Consider the following 25,001-nt stretch of genomic DNA (forward strand, 5'->3'; position numbering starts at 1 on the left):
AAAGGATGACAATTGCAAAATCCAAAATTTCGGGTATCGTACTCGTTCTGACGGGAGCTATCTGCTGGGGAGTTGGAGGTACGGTATCTCAAAAACTCTTTCAACTGGATGGAATTGAGGTCAATTGGTATGTCACTATACGATTGTTGATCGCTGGGCTACTCCTTCTGGTTATTCAGTCGTTTACACGTGGGCGAGTTCAGATTTTTGATGTGTGGAGGAATAAAAAAACAGCTGCACAGCTGATTATTTTTGGATTGGCAGGCATGCTTGCCGTTCAGTATACGTATATGGCATCGATTAAACACGGCAATTCAGCGGTAGCTACCCTTCTACAGTATCTGTCTCCTGTCATGATCATGATATACATCGCACTTCGGAAGCAGTCTACCCTTACACGCAATGATCTTTCATGCGCCATCCTGGCTCTCGGCGGCTGCTTTCTCTTGCTTACGAATGGCTCGCTTACGCAGTTATCTGTCTCCTGGCTCGCAGTCATGTGGGGTCTGTTATCCGGGGTTTCAGCTGCATTTTATACGCTATATGCCGTGCAACTGATTAAAAAGTTTGATTCACTTGTTGTGGTCGGCTGGGCTATGATCATCGGTGGTATGGGAATGAGTTTTATTCACCCGCCTTGGAAAATGGATTTTGCCAGCATCCCGCTCGAAACCTACGGTTATTTGGTATTTACAATCATTTTTGGGACCATGATTGCTTTTTGGTTTTATATTGCGAGTCTTAAAAGTCTTACCCCCAAAGAAACCAGTCTGCTCGGGAGCGCAGAACCCCTTGCTGCTGTTGGAACAACCGTTATATGGCTCCATGAACCTTTTGGCATCTATCAATGGATGGGTACGGCATGTATTCTTGGTATGATGCTGGTCATGCAGTCCAGTCGTTCAGGATCGATCCGTAGTAACAACAAATAACCTCCCTCGCCATAATGCGCGATAGAAGGTTGTTAGTTGTCGTATATTGGTGCATAAGCACCAATCATGTTTTCGCAATCCCCGAATCACTGTGCGATCTGGTCGCGGATGGATTGCAGTATTTTTTTCTCCAAACGTGAAACCTGCACCTGGGATATACCCAGCCTGCTGGCAACCTCGGACTGGGTCTGATCCCGGTAATACCTTAGATAGACGATTAACCGCTCCCGTTCGCTGAGACCACCGATGGCTTCGTTCAGCGCCAGTTTGTCAAACCAACGTTCCTGAGACTCGTCGGCAATCTGATCCATTAACGTAATGGGATCACCATCATTCTCGAATACCGTCTCATGGATTGAGGTCGGCGGTTTGTTGGCTTCCTGGGCAAATACGACTTCCTCCGGGGTTACTCCCAGCTCTGCGGCAACTTCCTTAATCGTTGGCAGACGATCCAGATGTTTGGACAGTTCGTCCCTTTTTTTGCGGACTTTATTCGCCATCTCTTTCAGTGAACGACTGACCTTCAGGGTACCGTCATCTCGCAGGAATCGCTGGATTTCTCCGATGATCATCGGTACCGCGTAGGTTGAGAACTTCACGTCATAACTGAGATCGAATTTGTCTACTGACTTGAGCAGACCGATACAACCAATCTGGAACAGATCTTCAGGATCATATCCCCTGTTCATAAAACGCTGTACGACGGACCAGACGAGTCTGATGTTGCAGTTCACCAGCGTATCCCGTGAAACATGGTCACCCGACTGACTGAGCGCAATCAGCCGTTTGACCTCGGCATCGTCCAAATAGGTCTGTGAAGATGGTTTCACTTCAGCATCCATAAGAACACCAACCCCTAATTATACAATGCTTTCTTGGATTCAATCCTTTTTTTCATCTTGATGGAGGTGCCTCTGCCGGGCTCACTGCTGACTTCGAATTCATCCATGAAGTTTTCCATAATGGTGAAGCCCATGCCCGACCGCTCAAGTTCGGGTTTGGACGTATACAGCGGCTGCTTCGCCAGTTCAAGATCTTCGATACCTTCACCGCGGTCTTCCACAATAATCGTGATCATGTCTTCCCGAATCTCGGCCTGGATGGACACAACACCTTCGGAGTTGTTGTTGTATCCGTGGATGATGCTGTTGGTCACGGCTTCCGAAATGACCGTCTTCAGGTCACTGAGCTCGTCCATCGTTGGATCAAGCTGGGAGATAAACGCAGCAACGGTTACCCGTGCAAACGACTCATTCTCTGACTTGGCCGCGAATTGCAGATTCATGAAATTTGTCCCTGTTCCTTCATTCATGAGACGACCTCCAGACCTGAGAGAGCAGTTCCCTCATTTTCGTATATCGGCATAATCTTGAACAGACCCGACATTTCCAGCAAACGGTACACCGGCGAATTGACGTCACAGACCACCATCTTGCCGCCTTTATTCTTAATGAGCTTGTATCTTCCCAAAATGACACCCAGACCCGAACTGTCCATAAATTGCAGATCTTTCAGGCTGAGTACGAGATGCTCGCTTTGTCTCCGCTGGATGGCTTCATCCATCTGCATCCGTACCATGTCAGCTGTATGGTGATCCAGCTCCCCGGATAATCGTACAATCAGAATCCCGCGATGGTGTTCCATTTCCACATGCAAGTTCACGTTTGCTCACTCTCCTCCCTGTCTTGAACAAGGATTTCTACGCTTTCGAAGGCTTTTCCTGCCCCCCGACAAAACTAGAAGAAAACCCCTATTTAACTACAAAATACGTTCGAAGGATACGCGCAACTCGCAGAAATCGCCGTTTAGTCAAACAGGTTAGACGTTGTCCGCTTGAACAGCTTCCACCAGCCAGCTTTTTTCACATCCTGCGGAGCCTGAATGTCGAACTCCTTAATCACGTCGTTGCCTTGATAGACCACAAGTTTTCCTATACTTTGCCCGGCTTTGATCGGGGCTTTCAGTTCTTTGGCAACTAACAATTCATGCCGGATGTCATTGGATTTGGCTCCTTTGCGCATCAGTACACTGTAATTTTGTGTGGCATTCAGCGGCAACTCGGCTACTTCGCCTTTTTCGATTCTCAGACTGCCCAGCAGATCCCCTGCCTTGTAGAGCGCCTTCATCGTATATTGACTAAAGGCATAGTCAAACATCGAAGATACTTCACTATTCCGTGTTTTGGTATTCGGTTCACCGAGTACCACGGAAACGACACGCAGTCCATCCTTGGAGGCTGTTGCAGACAAACAGAATTTCGCTTCGGATGTGTAACCTGTTTTCAAACCGTCTGCCCCTGCATAAAAACGAACCAGCTTGTTCGTGTTTACCAGCCAGAATGGCTTTTCCGTATCTTTGCGAAGGTAATCCTGATAGGCACCGGTGTACTTCGTAATCCCGGAATGCTTCAGCAGTTCACGGCTCATGACGGCAATATCATGGGCGGAAGAATAATGATTATCAACCGGCAGACCGTTACAGTTGGCAAAATGAGTATCCTTCATGCCAAGCTCCTTCGCACGCTCATTCATCAGCTGTACAAAGGCTTCTTCCGAACCAGCAATCTTCTCAGCCATAGCCACCGAGGCATCATTGCCTGAAGCCATCGCGATCCCTTTTAACATGTCATCGACTGTCATCTCTTCCCCAGGCTCCAGAAAGATCTGCGAACCGCCCATGGAAGCGGCATATTCACTCGTTCTTACTTTGTCCGTCAGTTTCAGCTTACCCGAGTCGATTGCTTCAATTGTAAGCAGCATGGTCATAATTTTTGTAATGCTCGCCGGAGGCAGCTGATCATGACTGTTTTTCTCATATATGACGGTTCCCGTGTCCGCATCCATTAAGATCGCAGAGCGTGCCGACGGGGCAAGATCCGTCCCTCCCGCTGCCTTCGGTGTTTCTTCAGCCAATGCCGTTGATGCCATAAGGGACAGCAGGATACAAAGGGTCATGAACGATGCCATTATTCTTTTCTTCACAAGGTTACCTCCTCAAATGACTTGCTTACTGCATGTTCCATGCATGTACTGCTAATCATTGTCGGCCCGTTTCCAGTAAATTATTCCATGTAAAGCATGATTTCCCGAACTTTTATTGAAAATGTGATCAAAGCGAAAAAAACGCACTTTACTCAACGCATGAGTAAGCGTACGTTCAACATAACAAAAAAAAAGGTTACCCCCGATGAGTTCTCATTCGAAGAGGTAACCTTCTTTACTCAAATCTTGCTTACATTTGCGGAATAACAGCCAATACCAGCGCCAGGAACGACTCACGAACACGCTCTGTCGTTTCCATCACCTCATCATGTGACAGCGGCTGGTCCAGAATTCCGGCAGCCATGTTGCTGATACAGGAAATACCGAGCACTTCCAGGCCTGCATGGCGTGCCACGATCACTTCAGATACAGTGGACATGCCCACTGCGTCTGCGCCCAATGTACGCAGCATTCTGATCTCTGCTGGTGTCTCGTAGTTCGGACCAAGCATACCTGCGTATACCCCTTCACGTACGTTAAAACCTTGTGATGCGGCCGTATCCTTCGCCAGCGCACGCAAACGGCGGCTATAGGCTTCGGACAGATCAGGGAAACGTACGCCCAGTGCAGCGTCATTTGGTCCGATCAGTGGATTTTTGCCTGTAAGATTCAAGTGATCAGAGATCAGCATCAAGTCTCCAGCTTCATACGACGTATTCACGCCCCCCGCAGCATTGGTTACAAGCAAGCTGCTTACACCCAGTTCTTTCATAACCCGTACCGGGAAAGCTGTCAATTCAGGACCATATCCTTCGTACATGTGGAAGCGGCCTTTCATCATCACAACTGGACGACCTTTAATGGTGCCGACCAATAGTTCACCTTCATGTCCTTCTACCGTGGACACCGGAAAATGTGGAATATCCTGATAAGCGATGCTTACGCCATCTTCAATCAGTTCTGCCAGTACGCCAAGACCCGAACCCAAAATCAAACCGACTTCCGGCTTGATGGAGCTTTTGCTTTGAATATAAGATGCTGCTTCCGAAATCATTTGTTGGTTTAATGCTGTCATGCGATGTATGTTCCTCCTTGAGTTGAAACGATCCGTCTTATGTATAACGGCGTTTGGATGTATTCAATTTATTTTATCCTAAATCGGCCCGATGTTCCGCATTTATTTGTGAATGCCATGCGTCAAAATCTATCTTGCCCTCGGATGATGGGTTTCATAGATTTCTTTCATGGTTTTACGACCATGGTTGCCATATTGTTGTCCAGGCTGCTCTACGTGACCCAGCATGTCTTGAACCGCACGTGTATCCGCCCCATTGGCAATCAGGTGTGCCGCAAAAGAATGACGCAGCGTATGCGGCGTAATCTCGTCCGAGATTCCTGCATCCACTGCCGCTTTTTTGAGCAGCTTCCAGAAGCCCTGCCGGGTTAAACGTCTGCCAGATACATTCACGAACAGTGCCTGCTCGTCCGAATCGGTTTTGAGCAACTTGTTGCGGAATTCCTCCACATATACACTTGCCCAATGTGCAGCGGGTGCACCGATGGGAAGGATGCGTTCCTTGCCCGCCCCACCACATCGTATGAAGCGCATGCCTGGCTGTACATCCCGAATGTCAAGCGCAATCAGTTCCGAGACCCGAATACCTGTAGCATATAACAGTTCAAGCATCGCTCGATCTCTCACACCCTGCGGTGAACGAACATCAGGCGCTGTCAGCAGTTGTTCGATCTCCTGTATGCTTAATACCTGTGGTGGCGACTTGTCCGCCTTGGGAGCTTCCACATCAAACGTAGGGTCCTGTATAATTTCCCCCCGCCGCATTAAAAAATGAAAGTAGGAGCGCAGAGATACGATGCTGCGGGCAATGGTCGCATTGGCACGTCCTGCCTGTTTGAGCTGTCCTGCAAACAGGACGACGTGCGTGCGTCTGACCTGATCGGCTTCGCGTATGCCAAATTCCTTATCTGCAAATTCAATGAACTTGTCCACGTCTCGGAGATACGATTCAAGCGTGCTGCTCGACATCCCTTTATCATCTTCCAAGTATAAGGCATAGGCGTGTATCGTCTGTTTCATGTACAACGCTCCTCAACTGACAGATCTGCCGCTCTGGCAGACTGCTCCCGTATTTGCATCCCTGGCTGTTCGAAGCTACTCCCCGTACCAATAGAACAAACGGAGACGCTCTGCCATCGTAGGACGTCCTTCTCCATTACCCGGCCAATCCGTTTCCTGAAATACTTTGATTGCATTGCCAGTCGGCATCTGATACTGGTCCACAGGTGAGATCCAGCCATTGAACAGATCCAGAACATGATAGAACAGATAGACTAGTGCAGCAAAAAATATAATAAATCGAATAAAACGGAGCCCTCTCCGCACTGATATAATCATGGGTATATCCCCCTTCTGATTCAAATCCGGTAATGTCCTTGAATCAGGGTATGTCCATAAACACAAGTTTATGCCATTCGGGGTAAACTCCAGATCATGTCCGGTGCCAAAAAAGCTCTCCCGTCAAAACCGCCGGTGAGAGCTTGAAGATATGCTATGTTATTCTTCATCTTTGGGTTTCTGTTCATTTTTAGCTTTGCAACGATAACAAATTCCATGAAAGTCCAGTCGGTGATCTACTACCGAAAAGTTGAATTCCCGCTCCAAACGTTCTTCAAGCGGTCCAAGCCAGTCTTCACGTATTTCATCCATACTTCCGCATTGAACACAGATTAAGTGATGATGGTGATGCTTGGATGTATCTCCGCGCAGATCATAACGCGCTACACCGTCGCCGAAGTTGATTTTCTCTACAACATGCAGCTCACTCAGCAGTTCGAGGGTACGGTACACGGTTGCCAGACCGATTTCGGGAGCCTTTTCTTTAACGAGCATGAATACGTCTTCTGCGCTCAGATGATCTTCTTCATTCTCAAGAAGTACTCTTAAGGTGGCTTCCCGCTGGGGCGTTAATTTATATCCTTGGGACTGTAGTTGCTGCTTAATTTTATCAATCCGTGCTTCCATTTTCTCCCTCCCCCTAGGAAATCACTGCACACTGCAACTTAACCCACTCTTTTCATTATAGGGGGAGTGCGTAATTAAAGTCAACATTTTACACTATGCGGTGCACGTTAGGCCGGTAGTAGCATTGGCGTGACCCAGCGCATCATCGCAGGTGTAACCCATGTTTCAAAAGACGCCACGCCGAGCAGCATTGCAGCCATAACCAAAGTTAACACTATATATGAAGCAAAAGGCCTTTGTCGACCAGGTGTTCGCTGCATCAAAACACGATTGCGAATGATGTATAACGAGAACGTCATTGCTGCCACACTGCAGATCAGAAGGATTGGAATGACAAATAGATTATGTGGTGCCACGGAAACCAGTGCAAACAGCAGCCCTTTCCAGGAGTACTGCCCAACCAGGTAACCCACAGTGAATCCAATGAGCACACCTTTCAGAAAATCCAGAACCAGTATACCGGGTAGTCCAACGACGGATAAACCCAGAATAAAGATCAGACCTACCCACTTTAGATGAAGCATGGCGATGTCCCAATAGGCCCCGGTCTCTGTTAGCTGTGCACTGTGCTGCACGGTCATGAAGAAATTGCCGAGATAACCCTCCAGATCCTGGCGTTGATCAAGAGACAATGCATTCACCATAAGCGCGCCAAAAATGACGCCGACCAGAAACAAGACAGCCACGAATACATATAACGAAGTCTGACCTTTAAATGTAAAGTAGGATGAGCGCATACAGGTACGAGTCCCCTTTCCGGTATCATGCTGCAAGGATTCTCAGTTACATCCTCATAGTCATTCTTATGAACCGGAATGCACCTGTATGACTTCTTGTCCAGATTGACTCTGCGTGAAGTGAAGCTATATCTGTTGAAATAAAGAATATTTACACGGGTCACTGCGATGACAGAACAACCCTTTGATCACTGATCTAATCTGACGATTTTACCTGAACAGCAACCTTCCCGTACGTTCCTCCACCTCCGGTGGACAGCTCCAGTTGTCCATTCCGTGCGGCCACAATAAGTCCTGCCAACACAGGTCCAACAACCACAGCAAGTTCTTCCTCACGCGTACGATGAAGTACATTCATTTCTGTACCAAAATGGTCCAGTAACTGACGCAGTTTGGCTTTGCCAAGTCCCGGAATGAACTCCAGTGGTACCTGATAATGATAGGCGGGTCTGTTAGCAGGAACATGAGGATTCTCCCGATCAGAGATGGCCAGAATGCGGTCCAACACCCCCTGAACCAGCTTCAGACTGCCACAGTGAGGACAGCGCTCTGCCGACATCGCCTGCTCATCCATAATACTGCCACAGGCTGCACAGTAAGTACGATGGTACTTACCCAGTCTTGGATTCAGACCATAATTGGCAGCAATGCTCCTGCCAGCTTCTCCTTGAAGAGCCATGCGGAATTCATCAAAAGAAGGGGTAGCAACTTGCAGTTCGTTATACTCCCGTCCAATCTTACCGAGTGAATGGGCATCCGAATTGGTCAGAAACGGTACATGATCCAACTCCCGAATATAACTGGCCATGGATGAATCCGAGCTTAACCCCAGCTCTACCGCATCCACGAGACTAGTATCCAGCACATCGCTCATACGGGGCGCAGTACTACCATAGATGCCTTTGTGCGGTGTAAACACATGTGCGGGCACAACTAGTCCACCACGCGCCTTAATCTCAGACTGCATCTCTAGAGCGGGCACGTAGACACGCTGAGAACTAAGGTTCACATTTTTCATATAACGTTTCATCCAGTCCGTGAAGGACTTCATCGTTTTCAGATCACGGAAGTACGCCAGCATATGGAACTCACGCATTCCAGGCTCGCGCAGCTCAATTTCGGTACCCAGCAGAATGGTGGTGTCCTGGTAGGCAATACCGCCGCCCTCAATCTCGGACATCGTACCACTCTCCAGCAATTGTTCAATATCCATCTGTACAACCGGAGAATGACAATCAATAACACCAAGCAAATGAATTCCTTTGCGATCCGATGCTTCCCGGGCAATATTCTCAAATGTCAAATCGCGACTGCCGCTGATTTTTACGGCCTCACCGCGAGAGGTTCGTCCAATGTGAATATGCAGGTCTGTATAACAGGGCTCCCACATCGTGGACGTTTCCAGTTGGTCATTCATCCCTAGAACCGTCCTGTCGTTCTGTAGAGGTCCCACGCGTACACAGCCATCATCGTTTTAGCATCGCTAATCCGGTTGTCGTCCATGAGTTCGTAAGCTTCCTCCAGTGTGATCTCGGATACTTCAAGAAATTCATCTTCGTCCAGTTCCATATCTCCGGCTTCCAACTCTTCAGCGATGTATAGATGAATGATCTCATCTGCGAATCCTGGTGACGTGTAGAACGAACGCAGATGACGCAACGACTTGGCCACATATCCCGTCTCTTCTCGCAATTCACGTGCGGCCGCCACTTCCGGCTCTTCTCCCGGGTCCAGTTTTCCCGCAGGAATCTCCACTTCGGTGCGTCCCATTGCCTGACGATACTGATCCACTACAAGCATGCGATCCCCATTCAGAGCGAGTACAGCTACTGCTCCAGGGTGCCGGATTATTTCTCGTGTAGCCGTCTCACCGTTCGGCAGTTTAACGGTATCGACCTGTAGTGAAATCACTTTCCCCTCGAAGATTGGCTTGGTGGATACGGTCACTTCATCCAACTTCGGATTGGCAGGTTGCGCTGCATGGATGGATTGGGCAGATTGGTTTGGTTTCATTCGTTCTTCAACTCCATATCGTTGGATTATATATAAATTGACTAAAAATATTTACACTAACCACTCCGATGACAGAACAACCCTTCGATCGCTGTTATCCCCAGATTTTTTGATTTCTTTCTCTAATAGATAAAATTTGGTGATAGCTTATGCTTACGATGCAGCTTTTAAAAGAAAGCTTTTTGGCGAACGCTCCGCTTCTCTTGGTTATTTCTGCCCTCTCCGTTCTTGTGTAAAGGATTAGCTCAATTTATATATTCGGTTAATGTATAAATTTCTGATTTTGGGCATATGGTGAGCGTATAGAAGTCACACAGCAAATATAAACAAATCAGGGGGGATTTTGATGAACAGTTATTTGACGCCTAAATCCGTACACGTGGTAGGACAAGCCCGGCAAGTACAGCTCATACTCAAGCAATGGTTGCACGAGTGGGGACCGGATGCCAAATTAAGTGATCTGCTCGCTGGACGTAAATCAATGGGTCATTGATCTATTAAGCCATGGATAGATTTTCATCCAATATTACCGAGTCTTCTCCCTTGAAATATAACATGAATTCGCAAAAAGTCCGAATCCGCACAGACCGGGTTCGGACTTTTGTCTAAGAATTACATGTTATTTCTTGTCTGTTGCCGTTTCCTGAATAATAGCGATAACCACCTCGGACAACTTTACAATGTCTTCGGCACGAATGCGTTCTTTGGTTGTATGAATATCCTCATACCCTACCGCCAGGTTCGCGGTTGGAATGCCAAATCCGTTAAAGATGTTGGCATCACTGCCCCCACCAGAAGCGAACGTATGAGTCTCCAGCCCAATACTGCGGATGGCACGCTGTGCAAGCTGTACAACCTCATGTTCATCATGGAAACCAAATGCGGGATACAGGATCTCACTTCTGAATTCAGCCGTTGCACCGTATTTACGACATGTCGTTTCCAGCGCGTCACGCATCTGTGCAATCTGCAATTCGACTTTCTCCTGCACAATACTGCGTGCTTCCGCTTCAAGCTGTACAAAGTCACATACCACGTTGAGTGGTGACCCACCCTGGAATTTTCCAATGTTTGCTGTTGTCTCATCATCAATTCTGCCCAGTGTCATCGCTGCAATTGCTTTGGCCGCAACCTGAATGGCGCTGATTCCGTCTTCCGGGTTCACTCCCGCGTGTGCAGACTTACCATAGATGCTCATTTGAATTTCAGCTCTGGCTGGTGCAGCTACACAAATCGTACCTACAGCTCCGTTGGAGTCCAGCGCATAGCCGAACTCGGCATCGATATCCTTTGAATTCATGGCACGTGCGCCTACTAGGCCAGACTCTTCGCCCACCGTAATGACAAATTGAATTTTACCATGTGGAATCTTGTTTTCCTGAATCACACGAATCGCTTCGAACATTGCCGCAATCCCTGCCTTGTCATCTGCTCCCAGGATCGTTGTTCCATCACTGCGAATCCAGCCATCTTCACCGAGTTCAGGCTTAATTCCCTGTCCCGGCGTTACGGTGTCCATATGACATGTGAAAAAGATCGGTGCAACGCCATCTGTTCCTTCGGCTTCCCAGGTAATAACGAGATTTCCGGCGCCATGTTCGGTTTGCTCCATGGTGTCGTCCTCATAGACATGTAGACCGAGGTCTGCAAACTGTTCTTTTAACACCTTCGAGATGTTCTGTTCATTTTTTGTTTCACTATTAATCTGCACCAGTTCCATGAACTGATCAATAACACGTTGTTGTTTAATCACAGGACTTTCCTCCCTCTCGTAGATACGGTACAATACAATTACTATGGCTTGTTTATTTTATGAGGTTGTTCAAAAAGTCTGCTTTTGATTACGAAGGATGCCTGGCGGCATCATCAGCATCGAATATGGAATTCAGCCGAAATGTCCGTTGCTCACGTAGTTTTCCCTACGCTCCGCTACTCCATTTCTAGCTTCATCCCATCTTCTTGGTACTGAAAACCAGTCTTTTTGAACATACACTTTATGTTGAAAGGAGTTCTCTCATCATGCAAAAAAAGAAATGGTTCAAAATCATCATCTATCTCATGCTGATCGCCATGATCGGGTCCACCCTTTTCATAGCTCTCGAACCGTTGCTGTTCGGATAGCCACATGAAGCCTTTCGACGAACTGTTTACAGCCGTTGAAGGGCTTCTTTTTCGCTAATCCAATTGATTTGATATGGAAAAATGCGATTAAAGTACGGAACAATATCGCGTGCTACCTGCTCCACTGTATAAGACTTGCCTGTTATATCCTCCAGTGAGGTAACGCCATACTGCTCAATTCCACAAGGAACAATCCCCTGAAACCCAGCATGTTGAATGCCTGAACTGATGTTAAAAGCAAACCCGTGACTGGTCACGAAACCGCGGCGGTGTTTGCAGCGATTAAACTTGATGCCGATCGCAGCAATCTTCATATCGCCAATCCACACACCCGTATAACCCTCTTTGCGTCCGGCTTCGATGCCCTGGTCTGCGAGATAATCCATAAGTACCTGTTCAAGTTTCCGTAAATATCCGTGTAAATCCAAGTCTTCATCCCGACCAAGAATCAATAACGGGTAACCTACCAACTGACCTGGGCCATGATAAGTAATATCACCGCCGCGGTCAATTTGAAACAAAGAAATCCCTTGCTCACGCAACTCTTCCGGACTGAGAAGCAGATGCTCCGGATGATTTTGTGAACCAATCGTATACGTTGGCGGGTGCTGTAACAGCAGCATCTGCTCGGCTCCCTCGCCCTCGTCCAATCGCTGCACAATCGCTTTCTGGCGGTTCCAAGCCTCTTCATAATCAAGCATCGGTAGGTATGCAACATCCAGCGGCTTGCTCATGATTCCCCACACCCTTCTGCTTCAGGTTCAATGTACAATTGAGCACTTGTCCATAGACAGCAGGAAAAGTGCACGGCCTCCGGCACATACACTTTCCCGTCAACTATTTACTTAGTACACCTTGCTCTCCAAGGTATATCCTTCAAGGTTTTCTTTGACACGTTGCAAGAAACGTCCGCTGATTACGCCATCCAGGATTCGGTGATCCAGCGACAGACACAGGTTAGCCATCGAACGAACAGCGATCATATCATTAATAACCACGGGTTTCTTGACGATCGACTCGAATGTAAGAATCGCTGCCTGCGGATAGTTAATGATTGGCTGGGACAGGATCGAACCGAATGAGCCCGTGTTGTTCACCGTGAACGTACCACCTTGCATATGGTCCAGCTTCAGCGTACCTTCACGTGTTTTGCGAGCCAGTTCATCCACTTCACGGGCCAGACCTGCAATATTTCGCTGATCGGCATGTTTGATTACGGGTGTAAGTACGGAATCTTCGGTCCCTACCGCCATGGACAGGTTAATGTCCCGTTTGACGATAATTTTGTCCACTGCCCATACCGAGTTCATGATTGGATAGTCTTTAATCGCGTTAACGACACCCTTCATCATGAAGGACAGATATGTCAGATTGATGCCTTCCTTGCGCTTGAACTCATCCTTGAGTTTATTGCGCAGCATCACGAGATTCGTTACGTCAACTTCGATCATTGTCCATGCATGCGGGATTTCCGATACACTTTGACGCATATTCCGGGCAATGGCATTACGCACAGGTGTAACATCGATGAAATACTCCGATCTTCCCTGGCCGCCACCTTCTACTTCAATCTGTGGAATTTTCGGGCTTTCGGTTAGATGAATGCCTGAATGTCTCACAGGAACGCCTGCATCGGACGCTGAGATCGCTTCTCCAGCGGTTAAACCCATTTCTCCATTTCCACGATTTACGCCGCTGAATGGGGAAGCAGACGGCACACCAGAAGGTGTATGCTGTGCTACAGGAGATGATTCTTGTGCAGAAGATCCAGCCGCGTTACCTCCCTGTGCAACAAATGCCAGCACATCTTTGCGGGTAATACGACCACCGGCCCCAGTGCCTTGGATGCTTTGCAAGTTCAAACCATGCTCTGCTGCCAGGGATTGAACTGCCGGGGAATACCGATTACGCATCGGCTGATTGGGATCATGTCCTGCTGTATTTGAGGCGGCAACAGGAGTATGGCTTACATGTTGCTGCGATACTTGTGTTACCTGCTCAGCCGCTTCTTCGTCAGAAGCTGCGACCTGCATGCGGCAGATTGCTTCACCAACAGCAATCGTTGTGCCCTCTTCCACCAAAAGCTCACCCATAATTCCATCCACAGTGGATGGAATTTCGGCATTGACTTTATCCGTGATTACTTCACAGATCGGCTCGTACTGTTCCACACGGTCGCCCGGTTTTTTCAACCATTTGCCTATGGTAGCCGAGACCAGCGATTCCGCCAATTGCGGCATAATGACCTCGATCCATTTCATACGTTCAGCCATTTGATTATCACTCCAAACTTTACTATTAAACGATCCAAAAAACGAAATTAAAACTCGGCAAGTGCACGCATTGCTGCTTTGGCTTTGTCCTTGCTCAGCATGTAGAATTTCTCCAATGTTGGGCTAATTGGCATGGCCGGCACGTCAGGTCCACAGAGACGCTGAATCGGTGCATCCAGTTCAAACAGACATTCCTCGCTAATAATTGCGGCAACTTCGGCACCTACACCACCGGTTTTATTATCCTCGTGTACGATCAACACCTTGCCTGTCAGACGAGCGGAAGCAATAATCGCTTCACGATCCAACGGTTGCAATGTGCGCAAATCCAGAACATGTGCTGTAATGCCTTCTTCACGCTCCAGCTCCTCAGCAGCCTGCATGACAAAATGCAGCGGCTGACTGTAACCGATCACCGTAATATCCGCACCCTCACGAAGTACGTTGGCTTTACCAATCGGAACGATGTAATCATCTTCAGGCACATCTTCCTTGATAAGTTTGTAGCATTTTTTATTTTCAAAAAAGAGTACCGGGTCCGGGTCGCGAATAGCGGCCTTGAGCAGTCCCTTGGCATCGTATGCCGAGTAGGGAGCTATAATTTTCAGTCCAGGTGTACCAAAGAAAATCGACTCCGGACATTGGGAGTGATACAACCCACCGAAGATTCCGCCACCAATCGGCGCGCGGATAACAATCGGACAGCTCCAGTCATTGTTGGAACGATAGCGAATTTTCGCCGCTTCACTAATGATCTGGTTGGTTGCCGGTAACATGAAGTCCGAATATTGCATCTCGGCAATCGGCTTCATGCCATACATCGCTGCACCAATGGCAACACCTGCAATAGCGGACTCAGACAAAGGTGTGTCCATCACTCGCATTTCGCCAAACTGATCTTGCAGCCCTTTAGTTGTGGTAAACACACCACCTTTGAGACCTACGTCTTCACCAAGGATAAAAACATTTTCATCCCGTTCCATCTCTTCTTTCATCGCGAGACGGATTGCATCAATATATTCCATCACTGCCATACTTACCGTCCCCCTTCTTCGCTGTCCGCATAAACGTGCGTCAGAGTGTCCTCAGGTTTCGGATATGGCGCGTTGTCTGCATATTCAGTTGCTTCTTTCATTTCCAGCGCAAGCTGGGAAGCCAGATCCGCATCCCGGGCTTCGTCCCAGATGCCGCAATCGATCAAGTAGTTCTTCATGCGAGGAACGCCATCTTTCTTCCAGTTCTCTTCGACTTCTTCCTTGGTCCGGTAAGCCAGATCATTGTCGGAAGTGGAGTGAGGAGAGAGACGATACATCATCGCTTCAATCAGTGTGGGTCCTTCGCCTGCTATGGCACGGCGACGCGCTTCCTTCACTGCAGCATATACTTCTAATGCATCGTTACCATCTACACGCAGTCCGGGGAACCCGTATCCTTGTGCTCGATCGGAGATTTTGCCGCTCAACTGTTTGTGAATTGGTACCGAAATTGCATATTGATTGTTCTCACACATAATAATGACAGGCAATTTATGCACACCTGCAAAGTTGGCTCCCTCGTGGAAGTCCCCCTGATTGCTTGATCCTTCGCCAAACGTAACAAAAGAAACAAATTTTTGCTTCTTCATTTTGGCAGCCAGCGCAAAGCCAACAGCGTGCGGAACCTGTGTTGTAACCGGGCTGGAGCCCGTCACAATCCGCAGCTTTTTGTGACCGAAGTGACCCGGCATTTGCCGCCCGCCACTATTCGGATCTTCCGCTTTTGCAAAAGCAGACAGCATCAACTCACGCGGAGTCATGCCTACCGCCATGACAAAGCCATAATCGCGGTAATAAGGTAAATAATAATCGTTATCCCGATCCAGACCAAAAGCCGCCCCTACTTGCGCAGCTTCCTGTCCTACACCGGATACGTGAAAGTTAATTTTGCCAGCCCGTTGCAAGAGCAAGCAACGCTCGTCAAACTTGCGTGCGAGCAGCATGTATTTGTACATATCCAATACTTCACCATCGCTAAGTCCTAGCTGTTGATGCCGATGGACCGCGTCTGCAGTACCTTGTGAACTCATATGAGGTACCTCCTTTTAATCAGAGCCTGTGCCACTCTTACTACCCGATCTTATAACCTGGTACTAAGACTTGGCTTAACCTTATTATAATCCCTTTTACCCAAAAAAGGAAAGAACCTTTCTCATAAGCCTGTTTGGCTTACATTCCAATGGCCTTTCCATCGACCGCCAACATGGCTTCACCCATGATTTCCGACAGAGAAGGGTGCGGATGAATGGTTTGTCCGACTTCCCAAGGTGTGGCATCCAGCATCTGAGCCAATGAAGCCTCAGCGATCAATTCCGTCACATGGGTGCCAATCATATGTACCCCCAATATATCATTCGTCTTGGCATCTGCGATCACCTTCACGAATCCGTCCCGACTTCCGTGAATAAGCGATTTGCCAATGGCCGAAAATGGAAACTTCCCTGTTTTAATCTTATAGCCACGTTCTTTGGCTTCACGCTCGGTGAATCCGATGCTTGCTGCTTCCGGACGTGTATACACACAGCGCGGGATGCGATGGGATTCTACGGCATGTACCGTTTCGCCCGCCAGATGATCGACAGCAAGAATACCTTCATGACTTGCAGCATGTGCAAGCTGCAATCCACCGATGCAATCACCAATAGCATAGATATGACCTTCACCGGTCTGTAACTGTTTGTTCACAGCAATGAAGCCGCGCTCCAGCTTGATATCTGTATTTTCGAGTCCGATATTTTCGACATTGGCCTGACGCCCAACCGACACGAGCATTTTCTCCGCTCTCAGCGTTTCCTGCTTATCGTCACCAAGCTGCACATCAATCTGGATGCCCTCTTGATCCGTGTTATATGTTTCCGTTAGAACAGTGGCACCTGTCAGGAAACGAACCCCTCGCTTGCTGAGCAAGCGCTGCATTTCTCTGGCAACATCCTCATCCTCGGCAGGCAATACGTGAGCTGCTGCTTCTACCACCGTGATGTCTACACCAAAGTCATTCAGCATGGATGCCCACTCCAGTCCAATCACACCACCCCCGACAATAATAAGTGATGCAGGAAGTTCATCCATTCGTAGTGCTTCGTCACTGCTCATAATAAACTTGCCATCCGGTTCCAGCCCTGGCAGCACACGTGGACGTGAACCAGTAGCAATAATGAGATTGGTCGGCACAACTGTATCCATCTCCCCATCTTCGAACTCTACAGCGACCGCTCCGCTCTGCGGGGAAAATATGGAAGGTCCGATAACGCGACCGTTCGCGTGTACGACCTGAATTTTATTTTTTTTCATCAAATATTGAACGCCCTGATGAAGCTGTTCCACAATCGCATCCTTGCGCGCCTGTACTTTGGGAAATACAAGTGTGGCTCCAGCTGTCTCGATACCATACGTCTCGCTCTCCTGAATCTCGGCGTACACTTCCGCGCTTTTCAGCAAAGCTTTACTCGGAATACAGCCACGATGCAGACAGGTTCCGCCGAGCTTGTCCTTCTCAATAATAACGACCTGTTTTCCCAGCTGTGCAGCCCGGATCGCGGCTACATATCCACCGGTTCCTCCTCCAAGAATTGCAACATCACATGTAATTGGCATCTCTCATGCTCTCCTCTATGAATCAAATTTCAGTATCATTTATGATGGCTTGAATCATGGTTTGGCTTATACCCTCTATATGCCATTGTACTCTCCTTGAGCGGTCAACTCAAAGTTTGAAGCAATCACACATGGACAGCCTATGCATTCCAAGCTATGATGGAATCAGGTATGATCTGTAAGCGTAACCTTTATTTAATGTCGACTTTGGCAGAAAGGGTATAAAGCTCATGAATACAAGATTGGTATTTGCGCGATTTTTGGCGATTGTTGTTCTGGTCATCCCCGGTTTAATGGCAATGAAGGGTTTTCTGATGATGAAAGATGCCCTGTTCCTATATTATGCCGAGCACGGGAACGAACTGATTTCACCAGGATTCCAGTGGCTTTCCTTTGGCGGTGGACTTGTCCTTTTTGCCGCAGGTATGAGTTTTCTGGGAGGCTGGATCCTGTTCCGTGACCGCAAGCGTAATTATGTAGGTCCCCGTTTCCGGTCCAAAAATGTACCCGAAAAAGCAGAGACGCCCGGAGGGACTCCTTGAGTCCGGGCTTTTTGTGTGTTTATACAACACACCGCCTACTTTACATAGACAGGATGGATCAACATGGTATCATTTATAATCACGTTAAAACGACTGCTCAAAGGCATTTTCCATGCGTTCAAGGACCCCAAGTTTCTGGCTTTGTTCGCGTTAACGGCAGCAACGTTGCTGTCAGGCACTTTGTTTTACACTCGTGTTGAAGGTTTGCACTGGATTGATGCGTTATACTTCTGTGCGGTTACCCTGACTACGGTGGGACATCCTGAATTTGTGCCAACCACCGGGTTCAGCAAAGCTTTTACCGTCATCTACATGTTTGCAGGCATTGGTCTCACCTTTGCCATGATTGCCAGAATTACAGCAGGTATTCTATTCCCTCGCAAATTAAAGACAGAAGAGGACCCGGAGTAATCTCCGGGTCATTCGTATAAAGCATCCCGCAGTTTGGTAGACATACGCGATTCTTTGGAAGAAGACTTCAAGATCGTTCTGCGCAACGTCAGGTTACTTGCCTGCAGTCGCTCCGCTTCTGCGAACAGTTCTGCAAATAAGGCCTGCGCCGCTTCATCCAGGGATGCCTGCTCTTTCAAGCTTTCATATCGTTCTTGAAGTGATGTTAATACTTCACTCATCGTAAACACCTCTTTTCCATAACTCCTGGTAACAGCTGCCGGAACCAACGGCTTAACATTCCATATAGTAACACAAAGCTGCACAGATTAGTTCTGGCTCTTTCCAAAGATTTTGTGGTACTCTGTAATGGTCGCTTTTTTTGTTGAATCCCGTATGTGAGAGGAGTAGCAGCACCGTGCAAACAGGACGTATTACCGTAATTACTGGACCCATGTTCAGTGAAAAATCCGGTGAACTCATTCGCCGTTGTCAGAAATTAATTCAATTTGGCCGTAAAAAGGTTGTGGCCTACAAACCAGCCGAGGATGATCGGTTTGCCCAGGATGAGATCGTGAGCCGAATTGGTTATCGACTTCCTGCCCATTCCATTCCCCGGCAATTAACCCCGGAATCCGTAGAAATGATCCTGAATCAAACCATAGATGCTGATGTTGTTGCATTTGATGAAGTACAATTTTTCAGCAGTGCCATCATGGAACTTGTCTCGGAGCTAGCTTATTGTGGCAAACATGTGATTGTGGACGGACTTAATATGGATTACCGTGGTAAGGAATTCGGATATGTCGGCGGTTTGCTTGCCATGGCAGATGACATTGAGAAACTCTCGGCTTTCTGTGCCGTATGTGGCAGCCCAGATGCTGCCTTTACGCAACGTATCGTCAATGGGGAACCCGTTACCTTGGGTCCGGTTGTTATGATTGGCGATTCAGAAGCTTACGAGCCACGCTGTCGTTGCTGCTTCATTCCTCCTCACAAAGTTGAATGCTCCTCATAATTTCTAAGAGATCTCTGAGATCCTCCAAAAGCCCTTATGGGCTTTTTTGTTTGTCGCGGCGAACATTTGCACAAAAAAGCACCGCTTTGCAGCGATGCTTACAGGATCACTTCCCGCTAGTCCCGGGAAACAAAATATTTGTTGGTCATGTAGTAAGCGTCACCACGCGACGTTTCCACCATTCCTTTTTTAGCATCCAAAAATACAATCTCTTTACACTTCGTGCAGTACCATTTCGTGCGCTTGTATGGAGATTCCGTCACGTAAGCCGTGCCGCATTTACAATCAATCTTCATTAATAACTCGGTTGATTTATAAGCACTGGACAGGCGTTCCAGGTTATCCTGTTGCTGTGTAGGCATAATGGTCTGCTGATAATCCGATAAATGATTCTGAACCTTAAAGTCTGCTACCAATCCTGCATTCAATCCAAAAAACTCCTTGCCGATTTCGGTCACGAAGCGCTTCTCATTTCTGTAGCAATCCAGCCACTCAATAATCTGCTTATTAGACAGTGGAACCGTACCCTTGATACCGCTGTTTAAGGTGTAGGTCATGATGTATAAAGTATCGTCTTGTCTACCTGAGTACATTAGAATCCTCCTTCGAATACATTTGCTAATGTACTACAAAAACGCGCATAAATCAAAAAATTCTTATTTCCTGAGCGCATCTCTTCTTATTAAATGGGAAACATTCCTCTTTCATCCGCCAAAGACTTACAAGAACTGCATACACCTGAAACATTTCCCTGTGGTGCCGCATAATGCACGACCGATTTGACGTTTTTCTTACATATGGAACAGTAGTGCCTCCTTTCCTTTTTTGGGGTATAGTCCGATAGCTTCACTACTTTTTGGTTCAGTCGGAATCGGTGTAAGAAGCCCGGCCATTTCATCTCGCTTCACTCTCTCTTGTTCGCCTACTTCGTAGTCGTTTTTTCGCTTTTGGCTAAAAATCATCGCGCCTTCTGTTATGTATACGATTCCAAGTTGTGCATGCCTATCTCATAATCTATTCGACGTTTTGGGCGGTTTTCCTGTTTTTAATCTCTACACATATAAAAAAAACCGACATAACCTGCTTTCCTTCCTTTCGGAAGAACAGTATTTTAGTCGGTTCCCACCTTATTTATAAAAAGTTCCCAGAACGTCCAGCTCTGGTGAGCGCTCAATTCGAAATGGGTAGATATACCCCTGATTCATTCGGGTAAATTTGCGACTCCACAGATCCAGTCCGGATGTGAACTGATAGGCCTGATATATAAACTTGGAACAGTAATTACGCTCAATACTGCGAAGATTGGTCTGCAATCGGTAAAATTTCACCTGCTTGTAATGGTCCTGTACCCAACCTGCTGCTTTCATGCCTGCCTCACTCAGTCTGGAACGGAATACAATGAAGCGATCCCCTTCATAAAACCGCGTGAGATACCACTCTAATGAATCAGCAAATACAGGCCCATAAGGGTGTACATGATACACTTTGCCATCAAGACCGATAATGCCCATATGCCCGGCGTAATACGTTGATTCCGAGCTTGGCGTGTACACAATATCCCCTGGCTCTAGTTTCATCTCACCCAACGCGTTAATGGGCAAGTCCTGATGCAGCCGTTTGGCTGCTGAACGTTCACGCCGCCCTTCAACCAACAAGCGATGGAGCGCACCTGCAAGTGCGAGATACATTTCTGACCATTTGATCTTTTTTTTATCAGATCGTTTGAACCACCGCTGGATGAAGGTGAAACCTCGTTGTGGCTGTGATCCCTTTTTCATACGCTGCACTCCACTCTGATCTATTTATGGTATCTATATAAGTTGAATTAAAGTTTATTTACACTGACACTACGATGACAGAACAATCTCCAATCGCTGTTATCCCCAGATTGTTTCTGTCCTCTCCGTTATCGTGTAAATGATTATTTCAACTTATATAGTGTCATTCTAATGTTTCTCAGGCTTATTATAGACATTTGGTAGTGTTTATACAATTCGGCAGCCTTTGCTTCTGGTAAAATTATGCCTTCTTATTACCCATTTTATGCAAAAAAGATGACTTCGGGATGAATCCGAAGTCATCTTAATATAACCGATCGCAGACCTTTATTCTTCTACTACACCAAGAGCTTTATTTTTCTCTTTAAAGCGACTGTTATGGGAGGAAACATAAGCCACTTTTTCCGCTTCAGGGTCCATGTAAAGCTTCGCACTGTTCACAGCAAGGGCAGCATCAGTGAAGGTACCAGCAATCAGATACAGTTTGCTACCATAATCTACAAAATCACCTGCGGCAAAAACACCAGGAATATTGGTTTGTAATCTCTCCGTTGTAGTGACATGCCATTCGCCAAGATCAAGTCCCCAATCCCGGATTGGACCAAAGTCACTCTTCATACCATGGTTTACAATGACAGCATCGACTTCAAGCATTTCAGTTTCACCTGTGTCCACGTGTGAGATGGTCACCTGTTCAATCACATCACCACTCATACTATGCAGTGTCTCTACCGCATAAGGTGTACGGACATCTACAGAGGATTCTCTCATACGCAGTACATTACGCTCCAGCCCGCCAAAGCGGTCACGACGATGCACAACCGTAACTTGCTCTGCCAGAGCTTCCAGTTCATTCGCCCAGTCCACAGCAGAGTCGCCTCCACCCGATATCAACACGCGTTTACCACGGAATGGCTCCAACTCTTGCACGGTATAGTGCAGATTGCTAACCTCGTAACGGTCTGCACCTTCAAGCTCCAGCTTGGCCATTTTATATATACCATATCCGATTGCCATGATGACGGTACGTGTCCAATGTTGTTCACCTGTTGCAGAAGTTAACAGAATTGTGCCATCAGGTTGACGCTCGAATCCTTCGATCTGTTGTTCAAATACGAGGGTTGGCTCAAAAGTTCTTGCCTGTTCTTCCAATTGTTTGATCAGATCTTCACACAGAATTGGCGTCACACCCCCGACATCCCAGATCATTTTCTCCGGATAAAAGAGCATGCGACCTCCCAATCTGTCACGTGCCTCAATCAACTTGGTCTTCATATCCCGCATGCCGCTATAAAAGGCAGAGTACATGCCCGCAGGGCCACCGCCGATAATGGTTACATCATAGAGTTCCAACTGCTGATTCATATTAAAAATACCTCCGTTAATTCGATCCAGAACATCGAGTATTTGATATCGATTCTCATTATCACTTAAATCCTAGTGTAATGGTAATCTTATCAAAATACAATGGCTAAAAAACAAACATTTCTTGTACAAAACATTTACGAACTACTCTGCACTTTACTATTATTTACTATTATTTACTATTTCGCTCTTGGAGCCGCCAACAGCTTTTCCACGACAAAATCAAGTTGTTTATTGACTGAATAGATATCTGAATAATAGAAGAAATCGAAATCAATCTCAATTAGGCGACCTTCTTTCACAGCCGGTATGCTACTCCATATTGGATCATTCGTAAGGTTATCTGCACCTTCATACACCGAACGAAATACGTAATCCCCTATATATTCAGGCAGTACTTCCATGGATAGATTGGAGCCTCCCGCTTCCGATACTACATCAATTTTTTTTTGTACCACTTCAGGTGCTTTCATCCCCAAGTACTCATATAGTGCCTGAGATCCTCGGCCATATTGCTTGCTCTCTACAACAACCATACCTTTCAAACCACCCTCCACAATGGATACCGTTTTGTCCAATATGCCTGCATCTGCAAGAGTCTTCTTACTCTCTTCGACTTTGTTGTTGAGATTGGTGATTAACGTCTCGGCTTCCTGCTCTTTGCCAAAAATACTCGCTATACTCTGGAGTCTTTCTTCTGTTGTCATTTTCTCGTAAGGAATATATACCGTAGGTGCGATATCCTTTAACAACGTATACGTCTCTTCGGAAGGAACAATGATCAGATCCGGATCAAGGTCAATGACAGCTTCAGGATTCGGTTCGAACCAGGTGCCTAGTGAATTTACACCTTCAAGCTCACTCTTGTAGGCAGCCCCGTTGAATACTTCAGATGTAGCAATGGGCTTAATTCCAAGTGCGACGACGTCTCCCTGGAGATATAATACAACAACCCGTTTAGGATTCGCTGGAACAACCACATCACCCTTAACCGTTGAGACCGTTCGTGTTTCATTGTCTTTGTTCGCTTGGCTTCCTGTGTCTGATGACACTGCCGTACTACTGTTATTGGAACTGGCACCCGTGCCTTCGCCAGCTATTGGTGTTGTTGCTGTACCTGAAGAGCAGGCTGCGAGCAGCATCGTTATGCTCAATAATGCAACCATAATCATACTGGAACTTGTTTTTCTTCTTTTCATCGGTGTAGACCCTCCGTCTATATATTGATAATGATTCTCATAATCAATATATCCCGACTTCCACTTCCGGCCAATGGACGATTCAGAGATTACCAATGGACGATCCTCTGTTCTCGCTTCTTCTCTCATCTTTCGTTGATACTGTATCGGAGAGATCCCCACATGTTTTTTGAAGATACGACTAAAATAATACACATCCGAATAACCTACTTCTGCTGCAATTTCACTCAGCGTTGCATCAGATCGCAAAAGCAGATTGCGAGCCTTAGCGATTCGAGTCTGAATTAAATAATCAATAGGGCTGTAACCCGTTTTTCGTTTGAATTGCATGGATAAATGACGAGAGCTGTAGTTAAATTGTTCAGCCAGAGAATCAAGCGTGACCTGTTCCCTGTAATGGGTCTGTATGTAACGAAGGGTTTGTTTCACCGGGTCAGCAAGCTCTGTTTTGATCTCTTGCTCTGTTAGCTGAACCATCATTTCATGAATGAATTGGTAAAATAAACTTTTCGTATGAAGCAGATCCAGACTGCCGGACTGTGCCCATGCATCCTCAAGCTCATCCAGATAACGTAACAGTCCAAGCGGACTATTTGGCGTAAATCCATATTGCAAAGAAAACGGGGCAGCCTCAGGCTGTGCCAATAACCACTTTTTGCGATAACTAGGAAAGGCAAGGAATGCTCTGTAATAGAGCAGAATATATTCCAAATCTTCGTTTGTTCGGATATCCAGTGAAGATCCTTTTGCCCCATGAAGCATGTGAAATCGCTCTGCATTGTATGTTTTTCCATCCAACTGAAGCACAGCCGATCCTCGAATCGTATATATATAACCATTTGCCGGAAGTGTATAGGAACTCAGTTGTTCCCCTGCCCCCATAACGATCCGGCGTATATCCAGAACCTTAACAGCGGCATGATTCCAGCATTTCATCTGTTCATCTAATTGCATTGAATACTCTCCAATCCCAGCCTCACCCG

28 protein-coding genes are annotated in these 25,001 nt (G+C 47.0%); 6 read left to right on the forward strand and 22 right to left on the reverse strand.

What is annotated here, in order from left to right; genetic code table 11:
* Window positions 1–5 precede the first annotated feature (5 nt).
* Complete coding sequence (locus NKT06_RS20505; protein ID WP_253438724.1) at window positions 6–932, forward strand: DMT family transporter; 927 nt, start codon at window positions 6–8, stop codon at window positions 930–932.
* A gap of 86 nt (window positions 933–1,018) precedes the next feature.
* On the opposite strand, the gene sigF is transcribed toward NKT06_RS20505, so the two are convergent.
* The 11 genes from sigF to NKT06_RS20560 form a co-directional block, all read right to left on the reverse strand.
* Window positions 1,019–1,774: an RNA polymerase sporulation sigma factor SigF gene (sigF, locus tag NKT06_RS20510; protein ID WP_036607856.1), complete on the reverse strand. Its 756-nt coding sequence runs from the start codon at window positions 1,772–1,774 to the stop codon at window positions 1,019–1,021.
* Window positions 1,775–1,788: 14 nt separating this feature from the next.
* Window positions 1,789–2,244 (reverse strand): anti-sigma F factor, encoded by a 456-nt coding sequence (gene spoIIAB, locus NKT06_RS20515; protein WP_036672324.1) that lies wholly within the window; start codon window positions 2,242–2,244, stop codon window positions 1,789–1,791.
* Complete coding sequence (spoIIAA, locus tag NKT06_RS20520; RefSeq protein WP_017687636.1) at window positions 2,241–2,594, reverse strand: anti-sigma F factor antagonist; 354 nt, start codon at window positions 2,592–2,594, stop codon at window positions 2,241–2,243. Before spoIIAA ends, spoIIAB begins: the two co-directional genes overlap by 4 nt.
* A gap of 143 nt (window positions 2,595–2,737) precedes the next feature.
* Window positions 2,738–3,859, reverse strand: coding sequence for a D-alanyl-D-alanine carboxypeptidase family protein (locus NKT06_RS20525; RefSeq protein ID WP_253442674.1), 1,122 nt, complete (start codon window positions 3,857–3,859; stop codon window positions 2,738–2,740).
* Window positions 3,860–4,163: 304 nt separating this feature from the next.
* Window positions 4,164–4,988 carry a purine-nucleoside phosphorylase gene (locus NKT06_RS20530; protein ID WP_091018093.1) on the reverse strand — a complete coding sequence of 275 codons (825 nt, stop codon included), beginning with the start codon at window positions 4,986–4,988 and terminating at the stop codon, window positions 4,164–4,166.
* 129 nt (window positions 4,989–5,117) lie between these two features.
* Complete coding sequence (locus tag NKT06_RS20535; RefSeq protein WP_253438727.1) at window positions 5,118–6,008, reverse strand: tyrosine recombinase; 891 nt, start codon at window positions 6,006–6,008, stop codon at window positions 5,118–5,120.
* A 75-nt stretch (window positions 6,009–6,083) separates the two neighbouring features.
* Window positions 6,084–6,326, reverse strand: coding sequence for a DUF4227 family protein (locus NKT06_RS20540; RefSeq protein WP_017687632.1), 243 nt, complete (start codon window positions 6,324–6,326; stop codon window positions 6,084–6,086).
* Window positions 6,327–6,485: 159 nt separating this feature from the next.
* Window positions 6,486–6,953 (reverse strand): ferric iron uptake transcriptional regulator, encoded by a 468-nt coding sequence (gene fur / locus NKT06_RS20545; protein WP_036607866.1) that lies wholly within the window; start codon window positions 6,951–6,953, stop codon window positions 6,486–6,488.
* Window positions 6,954–7,060: 107 nt separating this feature from the next.
* On the reverse strand, window positions 7,061–7,690 hold the full coding sequence (spoIIM, locus tag NKT06_RS20550) for a stage II sporulation protein M (RefSeq protein WP_253438730.1): 630 nt from the start codon (window positions 7,688–7,690) through the stop codon (window positions 7,061–7,063).
* 196 nt (window positions 7,691–7,886) lie between these two features.
* Complete coding sequence (locus NKT06_RS20555; RefSeq protein ID WP_253438732.1) at window positions 7,887–9,107, reverse strand: endonuclease Q family protein; 1,221 nt, start codon at window positions 9,105–9,107, stop codon at window positions 7,887–7,889.
* A gap of 2 nt (window positions 9,108–9,109) precedes the next feature.
* Window positions 9,110–9,703: an NUDIX domain-containing protein gene (locus NKT06_RS20560; RefSeq protein WP_253438735.1), complete on the reverse strand. Its 594-nt coding sequence runs from the start codon at window positions 9,701–9,703 to the stop codon at window positions 9,110–9,112.
* A 346-nt stretch (window positions 9,704–10,049) separates the two neighbouring features.
* Here NKT06_RS20560 and NKT06_RS20565 point away from each other — a divergent pair, with 346 nt between their 5' ends.
* Window positions 10,050–10,196 (forward strand): Z-ring formation inhibitor MciZ, encoded by a 147-nt coding sequence (locus NKT06_RS20565; protein WP_253438738.1) that lies wholly within the window; start codon window positions 10,050–10,052, stop codon window positions 10,194–10,196.
* Window positions 10,197–10,322: 126 nt separating this feature from the next.
* Here NKT06_RS20565 and NKT06_RS20570 read toward each other — a convergent pair whose 3' ends face one another.
* Window positions 10,323–11,456 (reverse strand): M20/M25/M40 family metallo-hydrolase, encoded by a 1,134-nt coding sequence (locus tag NKT06_RS20570; RefSeq protein WP_253438741.1) that lies wholly within the window; start codon window positions 11,454–11,456, stop codon window positions 10,323–10,325.
* Between the two features lie 266 nt (window positions 11,457–11,722).
* Between NKT06_RS20570 and prli42 the strand changes: the two genes are divergently transcribed.
* On the forward strand, window positions 11,723–11,824 hold the full coding sequence (gene prli42, locus NKT06_RS20575) for a stressosome-associated protein Prli42 (protein ID WP_017687624.1): 102 nt from the start codon (window positions 11,723–11,725) through the stop codon (window positions 11,822–11,824).
* A gap of 26 nt (window positions 11,825–11,850) precedes the next feature.
* On the opposite strand, the gene lipB is transcribed toward prli42, so the two are convergent.
* From lipB to lpdA, 5 genes are all read right to left on the reverse strand, one after another.
* Entirely contained in the window at window positions 11,851–12,558 is a 708-nt protein-coding gene (gene lipB, locus NKT06_RS20580) for a lipoyl(octanoyl) transferase LipB (protein ID WP_253438744.1), read from the reverse strand.
* Window positions 12,559–12,669: 111 nt separating this feature from the next.
* Window positions 12,670–14,097 carry a dihydrolipoamide acetyltransferase family protein gene (locus NKT06_RS20585; protein ID WP_253438747.1) on the reverse strand — a complete coding sequence of 476 codons (1,428 nt, stop codon included), beginning with the start codon at window positions 14,095–14,097 and terminating at the stop codon, window positions 12,670–12,672.
* 47 nt (window positions 14,098–14,144) lie between these two features.
* Window positions 14,145–15,131 carry an alpha-ketoacid dehydrogenase subunit beta gene (locus NKT06_RS20590; RefSeq protein ID WP_253438750.1) on the reverse strand — a complete coding sequence of 329 codons (987 nt, stop codon included), beginning with the start codon at window positions 15,129–15,131 and terminating at the stop codon, window positions 14,145–14,147.
* A gap of 2 nt (window positions 15,132–15,133) precedes the next feature.
* The gene (locus NKT06_RS20595; RefSeq protein ID WP_253438753.1) at window positions 15,134–16,162 is read right to left on the reverse strand and encodes a thiamine pyrophosphate-dependent dehydrogenase E1 component subunit alpha; all 1,029 of its coding nucleotides are present in this window, start codon (window positions 16,160–16,162) and stop codon (window positions 15,134–15,136) included.
* A 139-nt stretch (window positions 16,163–16,301) separates the two neighbouring features.
* Complete coding sequence (gene lpdA, locus NKT06_RS20600; protein ID WP_253438755.1) at window positions 16,302–17,726, reverse strand: dihydrolipoyl dehydrogenase; 1,425 nt, start codon at window positions 17,724–17,726, stop codon at window positions 16,302–16,304.
* 230 nt (window positions 17,727–17,956) lie between these two features.
* Here lpdA and NKT06_RS20605 point away from each other — a divergent pair, with 230 nt between their 5' ends.
* Together NKT06_RS20605 and NKT06_RS20610 are read left to right on the forward strand one after the other, a co-directional pair.
* Window positions 17,957–18,268 carry a DUF2627 domain-containing protein gene (locus NKT06_RS20605; RefSeq protein WP_253438758.1) on the forward strand — a complete coding sequence of 104 codons (312 nt, stop codon included), beginning with the start codon at window positions 17,957–17,959 and terminating at the stop codon, window positions 18,266–18,268.
* A 63-nt stretch (window positions 18,269–18,331) separates the two neighbouring features.
* Complete coding sequence (locus NKT06_RS20610; RefSeq protein ID WP_253438761.1) at window positions 18,332–18,679, forward strand: potassium channel family protein; 348 nt, start codon at window positions 18,332–18,334, stop codon at window positions 18,677–18,679.
* Window positions 18,680–18,687: 8 nt separating this feature from the next.
* On the opposite strand, the gene NKT06_RS20615 is transcribed toward NKT06_RS20610, so the two are convergent.
* On the reverse strand, window positions 18,688–18,900 hold the full coding sequence (locus tag NKT06_RS20615; RefSeq protein ID WP_253438764.1) for a hypothetical protein: 213 nt from the start codon (window positions 18,898–18,900) through the stop codon (window positions 18,688–18,690).
* A gap of 176 nt (window positions 18,901–19,076) precedes the next feature.
* On the opposite strand from NKT06_RS20615, the gene NKT06_RS20620 reads away from it, so the two are divergent.
* Window positions 19,077–19,676, forward strand: a complete 600-nt coding sequence (locus tag NKT06_RS20620) for a thymidine kinase (protein ID WP_062835251.1) — start codon at window positions 19,077–19,079, stop codon at window positions 19,674–19,676.
* 116 nt (window positions 19,677–19,792) lie between these two features.
* Here the strand turns inward: NKT06_RS20620 and NKT06_RS20625 are convergent, their stop codons facing one another.
* The 4 genes from NKT06_RS20625 to NKT06_RS20640 form a co-directional block, all read right to left on the reverse strand.
* On the reverse strand, window positions 19,793–20,269 hold the full coding sequence (locus tag NKT06_RS20625) for a hypothetical protein (RefSeq protein WP_017687614.1): 477 nt from the start codon (window positions 20,267–20,269) through the stop codon (window positions 19,793–19,795).
* A 534-nt stretch (window positions 20,270–20,803) separates the two neighbouring features.
* Complete coding sequence (locus NKT06_RS20630) at window positions 20,804–21,454, reverse strand: hypothetical protein (RefSeq protein WP_253438767.1); 651 nt, start codon at window positions 21,452–21,454, stop codon at window positions 20,804–20,806.
* 327 nt (window positions 21,455–21,781) lie between these two features.
* Window positions 21,782–22,819 (reverse strand): NAD(P)/FAD-dependent oxidoreductase, encoded by a 1,038-nt coding sequence (locus tag NKT06_RS20635; RefSeq protein ID WP_253438770.1) that lies wholly within the window; start codon window positions 22,817–22,819, stop codon window positions 21,782–21,784.
* A 179-nt stretch (window positions 22,820–22,998) separates the two neighbouring features.
* A complete protein-coding gene (locus NKT06_RS20640) occupies window positions 22,999–24,972 on the reverse strand; it encodes an AraC family transcriptional regulator (protein WP_253438772.1) in 1,974 nt (657 codons plus the stop codon).
* Window positions 24,973–25,001: the final 29 nt, after the last annotated feature.

This window comes from Paenibacillus sp. 1781tsa1 (assembly GCF_024159265.1).
GTDB lineage: Bacteria > Bacillota > Bacilli > Paenibacillales > Paenibacillaceae > Paenibacillus.